This window comes from Dysgonomonas mossii DSM 22836 (assembly GCF_000213575.1).
GTDB classification, from domain to species: Bacteria; Bacteroidota; Bacteroidia; order Bacteroidales; family Dysgonomonadaceae; genus Dysgonomonas; species Dysgonomonas mossii.
Genome location: NZ_GL892004.1, coordinates 118,815 through 132,095 on the forward strand (window position 1 = coordinate 118,815; position 13,281 = coordinate 132,095).

General features: G+C 38.5%; 9 protein-coding genes. 3 read left to right on the forward strand and 6 right to left on the reverse strand.

What is annotated here, in order from left to right:
* The first annotated feature begins 27 nt into the window (after nucleotides 1–27).
* On the forward strand, nucleotides 28–918 hold the full coding sequence (locus HMPREF9456_RS00505; protein ID WP_006841475.1) for a bile acid:sodium symporter family protein: 891 nt from the start codon (nucleotides 28–30) through the stop codon (nucleotides 916–918).
* A 9-nt stretch (nucleotides 919–927) separates the two neighbouring features.
* Here the strand turns inward: HMPREF9456_RS00505 and HMPREF9456_RS00510 are convergent, their stop codons facing one another.
* The 6 genes from HMPREF9456_RS00510 to kdsB all read right to left on the reverse strand — a co-directional run bounded on the left by HMPREF9456_RS00510 (nucleotide 928) and on the right by kdsB (nucleotide 10,494).
* Nucleotides 928–2,055 carry an NUDIX hydrolase gene (locus HMPREF9456_RS00510; RefSeq protein WP_006841476.1) on the reverse strand — a complete coding sequence of 376 codons (1,128 nt, stop codon included), beginning with the start codon at nucleotides 2,053–2,055 and terminating at the stop codon, nucleotides 928–930.
* Between the two features lie 213 nt (nucleotides 2,056–2,268).
* Nucleotides 2,269–2,742 carry a GtrA family protein gene (locus HMPREF9456_RS00515; protein ID WP_006841477.1) on the reverse strand — a complete coding sequence of 158 codons (474 nt, stop codon included), beginning with the start codon at nucleotides 2,740–2,742 and terminating at the stop codon, nucleotides 2,269–2,271.
* 28 nt (nucleotides 2,743–2,770) lie between these two features.
* Nucleotides 2,771–4,540 (reverse strand): ArnT family glycosyltransferase, encoded by a 1,770-nt coding sequence (locus HMPREF9456_RS00520; RefSeq protein WP_006841478.1) that lies wholly within the window; start codon nucleotides 4,538–4,540, stop codon nucleotides 2,771–2,773.
* Nucleotides 4,541–4,744: 204 nt separating this feature from the next.
* Complete coding sequence (locus HMPREF9456_RS00525; RefSeq protein ID WP_006841479.1) at nucleotides 4,745–8,992, reverse strand: acyl-CoA dehydratase activase; 4,248 nt, start codon at nucleotides 8,990–8,992, stop codon at nucleotides 4,745–4,747.
* 2 nt (nucleotides 8,993–8,994) lie between these two features.
* On the reverse strand, nucleotides 8,995–9,648 hold the full coding sequence (locus tag HMPREF9456_RS00530) for a TetR/AcrR family transcriptional regulator (protein ID WP_006841480.1): 654 nt from the start codon (nucleotides 9,646–9,648) through the stop codon (nucleotides 8,995–8,997).
* Nucleotides 9,649–9,750: 102 nt separating this feature from the next.
* Complete coding sequence (kdsB, locus tag HMPREF9456_RS00535; protein ID WP_006841481.1) at nucleotides 9,751–10,494, reverse strand: 3-deoxy-manno-octulosonate cytidylyltransferase; 744 nt, start codon at nucleotides 10,492–10,494, stop codon at nucleotides 9,751–9,753.
* Nucleotides 10,495–10,592: 98 nt separating this feature from the next.
* Here kdsB and HMPREF9456_RS00540 point away from each other — a divergent pair, with 98 nt between their 5' ends.
* Entirely contained in the window at nucleotides 10,593–10,964 is a 372-nt protein-coding gene (locus HMPREF9456_RS00540; RefSeq protein ID WP_006841482.1) for a 2-amino-4-hydroxy-6-hydroxymethyldihydropteridine diphosphokinase, read from the forward strand.
* 144 nt (nucleotides 10,965–11,108) lie between these two features.
* Nucleotides 11,109–13,244 carry a GH92 family glycosyl hydrolase gene (locus HMPREF9456_RS00545; RefSeq protein WP_006841484.1) on the forward strand — a complete coding sequence of 712 codons (2,136 nt, stop codon included), beginning with the start codon at nucleotides 11,109–11,111 and terminating at the stop codon, nucleotides 13,242–13,244.
* The last annotated feature ends 37 nt before the right edge of the window (nucleotides 13,245–13,281 follow it).

Genomic DNA, 13,281 nt, shown 5'->3' on the forward strand with positions numbered 1-13,281 from the left:
TAATTTTACACCTTCAATAAGCCAATCATGCTGAATAAGATTAAATCGTACATGATGCCCATAGCTATGCTTACCGGCATTCTGTTACACAAATATATGGGCGAACTGTCGTTCCTTACCCCTTACCTCATAGCATTAATGCTATTGATCACCTATTGCAATATTTCGTTTAAGGAGATACATTTTTCCCGACTGCATTTTTGGCTTATTGCCATACAGATATTGGGGAGTATTGGGGTTTACGTATTACTTCGCCCTTTAAATCCCATTGTCGCTCAAGGGGCAATGATTTGCGTTTTAGCCCCCACAGCCACATCTGCGCCTGTAATAACAGGCATGCTTGGAGGAAATGTCCCTAGCCTGATGGCTTATAGTTTACTCTGCAACATGGTTATTGTTATTGTTGCACCCATCCTATTTTCATATACGGGAGAAATAGAGTCAAGTTCATTTCTTCAATCATTCTGGATTGTATTTCAAAAAGTCTCAATACTATTATTTCTTCCTCTGTTTGGCGCATTCTTACTCAAGAGGTTATTACCCAGAGTACATCATGAGATTCAAAAAGCAAAAGGATTGTCTTTTTATCTTTGGTCGATAGCGTTGGTTATTATTACAGGGAAAACCGTACAGTTTATAATTGACCAAGAAAGTCCCAATTTTATAATAGAACTGTCGGTCGCTTTCTCGGCTTTGGCTATTTGCATAGCTCAATTTCTTGTAGGACGCCGTTTAGGCACTTATTACAACGACACGATAGCCGGAGGGCAGGGATTAGGGCAAAAAAATACCATCCTTGCTATCTGGATGGCTCAAACATATCTAAATCCTATATCATCTTTAGGACCCGGAGCTTATGTATTGTGGCAAAATGTAGTTAATTCTTATCAGGTATGGAAAAAGAGAAAAACCCTGTGAAGAGAGGTTTTATACAGATTGGCTCCCCTGATTCTCAGGAGATAGTAATACCATATTTTTAAGGTATTCAAATTCCAGTTCAAAACATTCACTAAAGATTTCATCGGCAAAACCCGCCTCTAATTGTTTTATAGTCCAGAACTTTCCATTCAATTTTCCGGTTCTCTTTATACTAAACTCATCGTCAACATTGGCTACAAACAAGAAATTCAAACGCTTTGTATCGTCATTCTCAAATACGTATTTGAGGACAAATTTTAATGGAATATTTGTTTCTTGGCCAAGCATTCGTCTTATACTGTTTCGTGCCGATAGGTTGATCTCATGATTGAAGAGCATATATTTTTCGAACGGATAATCCAGCTTTGAAGGGTTCAGCAAATCATTCTTGGGACGTTCTTGCAAATATATCTTCGATCCTGAGATGAGAGCCACCCGAACAACGGGATGCATGAATCGGTTTTTCATATTCAAAGATACGCTCTTCGCTATTTTGCCTGTAACCTCCCCCTTCTCTGTAACGATAGGAATCCAATCTTCTTGTTTAAGCTTCGAGACCAGATTACCTACTTTCACCGTTTGATATACCCCTATCAGGGAGACAATAAAGACCGGCGTAGCAACGAATATAATTATATCCGATGAGTGTAAGAAATTATAATTAAAAGAAAATTGTCGATATAACAGTATGGCAAAAATATGTAAAGTCAAACCATACTGAACAAGTGTAGCACAACCATAGAACTCGCTCATGAGTGCCTTCTGAAGATGGTTTCTATGTCGAAAAAATCGTGTAGCAATATATGTCTTACTTACTCTTAAGAGCATGAACAGGCATATTATTACAATTTCGCATATCACCAGATAGGTGTTTAATTGCGAATTATATTTATGAGTCAGCAACCAGATAAGCAAAGTGATAAAAATAGCTATTGCCGAAATATAGAATGTCATACTAAACCCTCGGGTTTTGTAACAGACACGCACTAGAAGTTCTCCAATTATAGCAGAGAAAAGGCTGATAATTAGCGCTAATCCTTCTTCCACATTTGCTATATGAAGTATTACATATAAGAGAAATGGTAAAAGCCCGATTACCGGGTTGGACACATATTTTTTTATACTGTTGTTAAGCATTCCACATTAAAAGTTCAAAAAAAATATAGCTGAAATAGACAATAAACACTACTGAATATCCCTTCTTATCGGTAGTTCATTGTAAAATTTTTAGAATACAAAATAAGTAAGGTTATCGTTATCCCTTATAGAACAATTAATATGGAATTTTGTTTTTAGTTGCTCGTGTAATTATTGCATTTATAATGTTAAAATGTAACATCCTATCTAGACTTACTTTTGCTTGAAAGTAAAAAACTTATTAATTATAAATTGAATAGCAGCCACAATACATATAGCAAATGCTTTTGCCAACATATCATCTATCTTCATAACGCCAATAAACAATGTAAGCAGCATAGAGCTTATAACCATGCCTACCAAAGCTATACCGGCAAAAGAAGTAAACCGCTTCAGCTTGTTGTCGGTTACCTTAAATGTAAAATAGCTGTTTAGTATAAAGTTATTAATCACTGCCAAAGTTGAACTTATAATATTGGAAATAAGAATATCAAGCATCCCAATAGACATCCTTCCACCCAAAAGAGTACTGATATGAACTGAAAAAGGGTAATGCACAGAATATTTAGTAACCAGTAAGTAGTAAACACCCATATCAATAACAAGTCCCACTACACCTACGAGACCATATTTTATCAATTGTTTTATCGAATCACTTTTAACCAGTTTACTAATTTGTTGCTTCATGTGTCTCTAATCGTTTGCTAAGGCTGAGTTAATTCCTCGATTTTATTCTATAAAATAACATCGAAGTTCTGTATTCGTTTAGCTTGTCGCTTTTTTCTAAAAGTTCAAACTCATATCTATTTCCATATTCTTGACGAATACTATCTGAATATTTCTCCAAAGTCACAAAATAACCTTCTTTTGGAGATTCTATATCTATGTTCTTAAAGTTATTGTGCAGATAAAAATTTAACGCATACAGATTGAAATACTTTTTCAGATTATTCGTAACGTATATCTCTCCATCGGGCTTATATTTCTCAGAAACCATTTCAGCAAATGGGCGAGCCGAATAAGTATCTTTAAAATTAGACAGCAAATAAGAATCCATGAAAACATTGATAGAAAACATGATTCCAAAACCTGCCATCAATATTTTTATATTGATCTTTTTGCGCAACAAATAAATGCTGTTAATCGTAGCGCATAGCAAAATCGAAATTCCAAATAAGCCTAACCAACCCGGGGACTTGAACATATCCGAGAAGATTTTGATATCCTGAAGGGTTCTCTCTCTCTTGGCAAAATGTCCTGCAATAACTTCTATATCAACAACTCGTGTATATGCGAGTCCTATTATCAGAAGAGCGATAATTGAAATCGCTAACAGAATAGAGGTTGATATACGAACCGCTTTCGGTTTTGCATCAACAAGATAAATAAAAAAGCGAGCGATAAATATTGAGATAAACGGATACACGAGCATTATATATACACTCCTTTTCGACACAGGAATAGAGTAGAAGAGTAGCGAAACAACAATAACTATAAGACTATATAGGAGTGCTTTGTCCATAGCCATTATTTTACCTACAATATTGTTTATGATTTGTTTTACCGATCCACTCACTCTTTTATATTTCAAAAAGAAAAGAGAAATCACAAGCAAAATAGTCCAAGGCAAAAAGCCTGATACCAGATATACGATGTAAATCCAAAACGGCCCATCATGCCCCAGCTCATAGCTTGCATCCATATCAGCAGCCTTCAGATGAAGGAATCTGCCAAAATTCTCATAAAACACACGATCGAAGAACGCCTCCCCTTTTATCTTATAAGCAGCATAATACCAAATTAGGGGTATGATAAATGCAGGAAGTGCAACCAAGATACATTTTAGTGCTGCTTTGAAAAAGTTTTCCTTTTGGAAAAGCAAAAATACGCCGAATATCATACATGGCAGTAGTACCCCTATCGGTCCCTTGGTAAGGGTAGCCATACTAAGAAGCAGCCAGATGGAAATAAGCTGATACACCCGCCGCTTTTGATACCATGCATACATTTGAATAATAGATGCCACGAGCAAGAAAGTGAGTACCATATCTACCCGAGTAGTCATGGCAGCCCTGTGTATTTCGAAACAGGTAATCAGAATAAGACACGAAACGAAAGCCTCTATAACAGGTCTGCGACGAGCAAAAAACATAAAGCAGACCCCAATCATAGCAATAAATGCAATTGCAGATGGCAGGCGCGACGTAAAGGGGGTAACTTCGCCATGCGTCAAGGCTAAAGAAAAGCCGGCTATAAGCCAATGATTCAATGGTGGTTTATATGCAAATTCATCCGCATAACTAGAAGGGATAACCCACTCTCCTTTCTCGATCATCGATACCGCCAGTGCAGCCTCACGAGGCTCACCCTTGGTATAAAAATCTCCTAATCCTATCCAAGGAAGAGTCGATAAGGTCGCTATAAGAAGAATCAGGAAGAGAGGTTTTTGCAAGTATAATGTTTGCAGAAAATGGGATTTCTTCATAGATAGTTATGACTGAATATTTCTGCAAATATAAGTTTTTATTTTTTTAATTATAGGTACTTGCTACAGTTATAATTTTGATATTGGACAAAATAACATACTAAAATATTGTTTCTGAATAGAGAAAAATTTTAAGTCCTAAAACTATTTTCTCCGTTCAGAAACAACATATATGAATTTACAAAGCTGTGAGACAACTGGTCATCATATCATAAAATGGAGGCGATTTTGTAAGTTCACCTCTGCAATACCTCCATCGATATCCAGATACAAGATATTCATATTCGGATAGATTTCCTTAATCCGCTTTTCTACCCCCTTGGCTACAATATGATTTGCAATACACCCGAACGGTTGCAGACAAACAACTTTATTTACACCCTTACGAGCATAATGAGCAATTTCTCCGGGGATAAGCCAACCTTCCCCAAACTGATTGGAGAGGTTTAAAACTTCTGAAGCCGCTTCTGCTTTCGCATATATAGATTCTGAAGGTTCATAAAACTTGAACTTGCTCAATATCTTCTCCGACCTTTTCACTTTACTATTTATATACCACCAAATAAGGGGCTTTAGAGTCTTCGAAAAAATCGTTTCTTCACTAAGTCCATTTTCTACATTCACCTTACTATTAACAAAAAACTGCATAAGAAAGTCTAACAATGGAGGAGTAGAAACTTCTACATTACGAGACCGTAACCATTCGGATATATTTGACTGAGCATAATTATTGTACTTCACAAATATTTCTCCGATAAGCCCCACTTTCGAATATTCTTTATCGTAGATAGGTACATTGTTAAAATCCTCGACAGCCTCTTTCAGTAATCTATACAATGTTTTTGCATCCTTTGCACGAACAGCATCAATCCCTCGTTCGATATAAAAATCAAATATCTGCTGCGACGCTCCTTCCTTTTTTTCACGCACAGAAATAGCACTATGCATCTGTTGCAGACCATCGCCATATAATACAATTGGAACTGCGATCTTTGCTATTTTTTTCCATTCCAACGTAAATTCACTCTCGTCATTCTGATACGTTTCCCCCGAGCTGAGTGCTATTACAGGAATATCATTGAATCCTGCATTTTGCAATCCGGTCTTGATCTGTGCTATATAGTTTGTAGCACGACACTGACCTCCTGTTTGAGTAATTGCCAGCACAATATCTTTCGCTTCATGGTTTCCCGACTGGAGTGCATTGATAATATCTCCCAGAATGAGGGTAGACGGATAGCACACTTCATTGTTTCCATACATCAAACCAAGATCAGCGGAGACTTTATTTGATTTAGGAAGATTCTCTACCTTCAGCCCAAGAATTTCACCCAATGCCGGGGCAAATGGGGAGATAAAATCACAAAGCCAAGGAATCAGAACCGTTTTATTTTTGTCTTTCTCTTTTTTATATGGAGCAGAATAGCCTTTATACGAATCGCTTGCTACCAGATCATAAGACTTTACAGCTTTGAGTGACTCTACCAATGAGCGCAAACGCAAACGAATAGAACCCGGACTGGCTATTTCATCGATACGAAGAACAGTTATATTTTTGCCGGCAGCCTTCAATATATCACGCGTCTCGTCCATAAAGAAGGAATCGGGACCACAACCAAAGGAGTTGAGCTGTACCAATTGTATATTTTGAGGCAACTTGGCTACTTCCATCGCAGCCTGTACTACACGGTTGGGGTAAGACCATTGCGAAATAATATTCAACTTACTAAAGCCTTGACTTTCGGGTTTACGAAACACATCATCGGTAAGTACTATAACCCCGAGGTCTGAAAATATCTGACCAACTTTCTGATGAATCAACGGGTCTGTATGATATGGACGACCTGCAACGATAAATGTCAACTCTCCCGTCTCTAAGGCTTTATCCAACAACTCTTTCTGATAGCCATAAAGTTCTTGTTTTAAACTATCCTTTACAACTAAAGCTTGTTGAAATGCCTTATCAAAAACATCTTTAGATACTCCCAAGCCTGACAAGTAATTATAACAGCCTTTAGCCAAGGCCTTATCACTACTGAATGTTATCACCGGCTCATCATAAGGGATACCGTGTCTGCCCGATGGGTTTATCGAACTTTGGATAACGTCAGGGTAGCCACTAACTACGGGGCAGTTGAATGAGTTGGACGATTGCCCGAATTCTTTTTCTTCTTTAGGTACAATCGGATAAAAAATCCGATCTACCTTTTGCTCTATCAGAGCGAGTATATGTCCGTGCACAAGTTTGGCAGGGAAACAAATATTATCAGACATCACCCCTCCCACTCCTTTTTGATATAACGGGAAGGTAGATTCGGGAGATAGTCTCACATTAAATCCGCATGCTGTAAATAAAGTATGCCAGAATGGATAATTATCGAACATGTTCAGCACACGAGGGATACCTATCGTTTTTCCTTTTTCTATATTATCAGCTTTTACAGGACGATTGAAAAGTATTTCATTTTTCCTGTCAAAAGCATTATAGCCTTCCTTGCGGTCATTATTTTTATTATAGAAAACTTTCTCACACTTATTTCCGGCATAACTGATATTCCCATTGTTAAATTTGAATCGTAATACCGAGCATAGGTTTGTACAACCTTTGCAAGTCAACTCCTTAGAGTTAATTGTAGACAGATCAAACAATGCCTCTTCTCCTGAAAAAGTTGTTACGTTTTGGTTTTTCTCCCATAATCGCTGAGAGTATAATGCGGCTCCCAAAGCTCCCATCAATTCAGGATGATCGGTAGAACTTACAGTTTTACCCGAAAGCATTTCCAATGCACGATAAACGGCATCGTTACGGAATGTACCTCCTTGTACAACGATATGGTCTCCAAGCTGTTTCAGGTTAGAAATTTTGAGTACTTTAAATAAACAGTTCTTAACAACAGAGTAAGCTAAACCAGCCGCAATATCATCATTCCCTGCATTCTCCCTTAAAGACTGCTTTACCTTTGAGTTCATAAACACCGTACAACGAGACCCCAGATCACTCGGATACTTAGCCAAACAAGCAGCACGAGCAAAATCAGAAAGTTCCATGCTCATTGTAGATGCAAAGTTTTGCAGAAACGAGCCACAGCCCGCAGAACAAGCTTCATTCAGCTCTATATTCGAGATCAACCCATTGTTGATAAAGATTGACTTAATATCTTGCCCTCCTATATCGAGCACGAACGACACATCGGGATCAACATATTGTGCCCCTGACAAGTGCGCTATGGTCTCTACAATTCCGTAATCAAGTCCGAGAGCAGACTTCATCAAATCTTCGCCGTAGCCGGTAGCTGCTGACGAAAGGAATTTCACGGACACACCCTTCTCTTGAGCTTCTTTATAGAATAAGGATAGCCCCTCCATCACTTTTCTCAGAGGATTTCCTTCGTTATTACCGTAAAACTTATATATGATGTTGGCTTCTGTATCCATCACTACTACTTTAGATGTAGTAGATCCGGAATCTATGCCCAAAAAGCATTCTACATACTTCTCTTCTCCCAGAGGTTTAAACTTCAAGGCTTTTACATTGCGGTTCGCATCCCACTCAATATATTCAAGTTCGTCTTTGAAAAGTGGTTCGAGTGCATCACTATGATTTGATGACGTAGATTCCGAAAGTTTATCCACCAGTTCGTGCAAATTAAACGTTTTTGCATCAGCTTCGTGATAAAGAGCAGAACCCCATGCTGGGAAGTATTCCCCATTCTCGGGAACAATTATATCTTCGCTCTGTATCTTAAGAACCTCACGAAAAGCATTTCGCAACGCAGGAATAAAAGTCAACGGTCCCCCAATACAGATTATCTTAGGGATAATCTCGCACCCACGCGCAAGGGTAGTAACCGATTGTAAAGCAACAGCATGAAGTATCGAAGCAGAGATATCCGAAACAGGGATATTCCGGCTAATAAGATTCTGCACGTCGGTTTTAGCAAATACACCACATCGTGAAGCTATCGGATATATTTTGTCAAAATCCAGCGCCTTTACCCCCAACTCTTCGATGGTAATATTCATCAGACTCGCCATCTGATCTATAAAAGCACCTGTCCCTCCAGCACAACTCCCATTCATTCGTATATCAGGGTGGCGACCCTCGCTGAAAAACACCATCTTAGCATCTTCCCCTCCCAAGTCGATTAATGTATGAGCAGCAGGATAAACATTCTTTACTACCTCCACGGCAGCAACAACTTCCTGAACAAATGAAATACCGACACGTTCGCCAATACCCATTCCCGCTGATCCTGATATATTTATTGTAAACTTTGTTTGGGTATATACTTCAATCACCTTTTGCAGTTCGGCTATCAGAGTCTGCTGTATATTCGCCTGATGCCTACAGTATGATTTGTAAATAATTGTATTATTATCATCCAAAACTACAATTTTCACGGTTGTTGACCCAACATCAATTCCCATTTTATATTGTTGTTCCTTGTTCATAATTATTGTGTTAATTTATTTCGTTTGATCTCATTATCGCACGGTTTCAGTGCGTTTATAGTAAATTCTATCACATATTTTTCATGATTGGCTATCAGCTCATTGTAGACGCCAGAAGGAATCTCCATCAAAGTTTTAGCTAAATTTCCGAACATAAAAGGGAACATGCATAAAGACAAGATATTCAATAAGAGATCAGCTGCCGGGGTTTCTCTTATTGTACCCTTCTCCACTTCTTCGGCTATACGCTTTTCTATCTTACTGAAAGAACTATAGGGGTTTTTATTCTTTATACGCTGAGTAAATGCTTCTGGATTGAGGCTCACTTCATTTAGAATAAATGCTGCAATTTCCGGATATTGGAAAAGAATTTCATAGTAGGCGTGTATCCAGGTTTCGATTAATTCAAAAAATGGAAGATCGGAGGTTACAGTCTCGAATATCCTTTTGGTAAGCACATCCAATGCGTCTTCGAATATGATCTCAAATAAGTTATATTTCGACTGGAAATAATAATTTACCATTGCCACATTCGTACCCGAAGCCTTAGCTATATCCCTGACACTAGTGCCTTTGTAGCCATTTTTTATGAAAAGGATTTGCGCTTCACTCAGAATCCGTTTCCTTACTTCCGAAGAATCTTCATTATTAAACATGTGTTCTAAACGATTGTTTAAGAAGCAAAAATAAAAAATAAAATCAACCTAAACAAGCGTTTAACTCATAAACAGAAATCTATATTGTTGTTTAAGGCTTACTTATTTCAGCAGCTTAATCGCTCTTTCCATATCTTCGGGGGTATCGATACCAATTGTTTCCACATCTGTATAACCCACTCGTATACGGTAGCCATTTTCTATCCAACGGAGTTGCTCCAGCGATTCTGCTTTCTCTAGTGAAGATTGTGGCAGTTGTGTGATTTCTTTTAACACATCCACTCGATAGGCATACATCCCTATATGCTTATAAAATATATGTTTATCAAGCCATTCTGTGTGATGAGCATCTCGTATATATGGAACAATGGAACGACTAAAATAGATTGCTTCGTTCTTCTTATTTATAACGACCTTGGGAGAATTAGGATTGAACAAAACATCAAAGCCATCTTCTTTTTTGAAAGGTTTTACCAATGTTGCCAATTCTACATCTTTACTATCAAAGCACTCTTTCAGAGATTCAATCTGCTCGGGCCGAATGAACGGTTCATCCCCTTGAACATTTATAACTACATCAAAATCTTCCCCAATTTTAGAATAAGCTTCTTGAATACGGTCGGTTCCACTCCGATGTTCGGTTGAAGTCATAACTGCTTTTCCCCCGAATGACTGTACAATTTGGAAGATACGGGAATCATCTGTTGCCACCCATACACCGTGAACGGCTCGCTTCACCTGTTCATATACACGTTGTATCATCGGTTTACCCCCCATATCCGCCAGTGGCTTTCCGGGAAAACGAGTAGAGGCATATCGAGCCGGAATGATTGCTATAAACTTCATATTTTTACTATTATCCTACAAATGTATAAAAATGCCCCATAAATAAAGTTTCATCGTTCATCCTATTTCGAAAATGCAGTGTATATTTGCACCTAATTATGAATAAGGCGCTTCTCTGCATAGGAACAAATGAAGATACAGAAACAAATTTAAGACTCTGTCATCAACTACTCAACAGCTCTTTTGGAGAGATATCTTACTCCGACACTTCTGTCACTACTCCTTATGGAGCACACTATAAGAATGACTTCCTAAACCAACTGGCCGTTGTATATACCGATCAGGACAAAGAGAAAGTTCACCTCCAACTTAAGTCTATAGAGCGACAAATGGGACGTGAGTCTCACGACAAAGAAAAAGGGATTGTAAAAATCGACATAGACCTTGTTATCTGGAATGATGAAGTTCTGAAACCTGCCGATATAAGTCGCAGGTATATCGCAGACCTATTACCCAGCTTAAAAAAATAAGTATCTGAGACAATCTAGTATACTTTTGTGACACACCTCCAATTTGTTCTTTAACAAATACATATAGATTATACAAACAAAGTATTTTTACATAAGGATTTTTTAATCCATAAAACATTTGTTATCACCATAATCTATTAACACATGAATAAATTTAATCTAATTATTATTAGCCTATTATTGGTTGCAACCGGTTGTGCGCAAAGACAACAAATAAGGTATACAGACTATGTAAACCCGTTTTTAGGAACAGCCACACTATGGGATAGTATCGACTTAGGCTACAAGCCAACTCGCAGAACTTGGGGAGCCGAAGTATTCCCGGGATCATCTCTCCCCAATGCAATGGTTCAGGTAAGCCCGGTAACATTGTTCAGAAGCGGCTCCGGCTACCAATACGAAGACACTGTTATATATGCCTTTACACATACCAACAAAGGTCATTGGAACCTATGTCATATCCCTATTCTTCCCGCAACAGGGAACTTCAGTGCAGATGACTATTGTTCGGCATACAGCCACGACAATGAATCTGCCCATCCCGGCTATTATCAGGTTTTCCTCAAACGATATGGGATAAATGCAGAAATGACATCAACCCTGCGCTGTGCCTATCACCGGTTTACATTTGAAGAGGAAAAGGATAAAAAGCTGATAGTAGATCTTTCGACATCAAATGAAAGGATTAAGGATTGGCAAATAACACAAGAAGGCGAAAACGTATTCACAGGTTTTCAGGAGAATAGCGAAAAGATGTACTTCTATGCAGTTTCCAATCAAGCAATAAAGAATATAGATTCTATAAGGGGTGAAAGCAAAAGCCTGTCAATAGTTAACTTTGCGAATAACAAAGAACCTCTAGAATTAAAAATAGGATTCTCTTTCGTTAGCATCAAGAATGCAAAAGAAAACCTAGAAAAAGAAATAGGGAGCAAAGACTTTGCACAAGTAAGGAGTGAAGCTACGGAAACATGGGAAAGCCTATTATCAAAAATAAAAGTCTCGGGTGGCACTAAAAAGCAAAGATGGGTATTCTATTCCTCATTATATCGTTCATTCCTATGGCCGGCACTAAGAAGTGATGTAAATGGAGAGTTTACGGATGCGAAAGGCGAAGTTGTAAACAAGGGCTACCGCTACTATACAGACCCTTCGTTTTGGGACGACTATCGTAATAAACTTATCTTGCTCGGAATGATTTCGCCCGATGTTGCAACAGATGTAATTAACTCCATCACCGACAAAGGAGAAAAGACCGGGTTTATGCCTACGTTCTTTCATGGCGACCATGCTTCCACTTTCGTGACAGGCTCTTATCTTAGAGGGCTTAGAGGATTTGATGTGAACAAAGCATATCACCTCATCCTGAAAAATGCTACAGTAGAAGGAGGTCGTCCTCATCTGATGGAATATATAGCAAAAGGATATATTTCTGAGATGGACATCAAAAATCCGAAGATAGAAACCGTAGCGAAAGCAGCTGTTACAAAAACGCTAGAATATGCCTACGACGACTACGCTGTTGCTCTATTAGCTAAAGAGTTGGGAGACGGGGAGAACTACAATATGCTGATGAAAAGAACCGGCAATTACAAGAATCTCTTCGACCCTTCCACCGAACTGATGAGAGGTCGACTCGAAAACGGTGAATGGGTTACTCCATTTGACCCTGAATTCCCTTACTATGAATACCTGTATCGTGAAGCGAATGCCTGGCAATCATCGTTCTTTTCACCACACGATACTAAAGGGTTGATTAATCTTTATAAGAGTAAAGATGACTTCGAAAAGAAAGTTGACTCTCTATTTACTATTCCTTGGGGAGGATATGAGGCACATAACCTGTCGGGATTTATCGGGCAATATTGCCACGGAAATCAGCCCGATCATAGCTTCCCTTTCCTATATTATTTTGTCGACAAACAAGAGAAATCACAAGTCATATTAGATAGCTGCCTCAATCACTTCTACGGAATGGGCAAGCATCAACTGGCTCTTGCCGGAATGGACGACGCCGGAGAAATGTCTTCATGGTATGTATTTAACGCCATCGGGCTTTATACATATTCCCCTGCCGACCCTTCGTACATCATATCAGTTCCCCTTTTCGACAAGGTAGAATTCACGTTCGGCGATGGCACTCAGTTTTCTGTAAGCAAGAAAAACTCAGGCAGGAAAATTACCAATATTACTTACGGAGGTAAAAAAGTTGACGGTTACTTTATACCTCATAGCGATTTGAAGAAAGGCAAAGAACTGGTAATTACTACCAATCAATAGCCGCTTAAGCTATATGATTTCTTAGAAGAGGATTCTA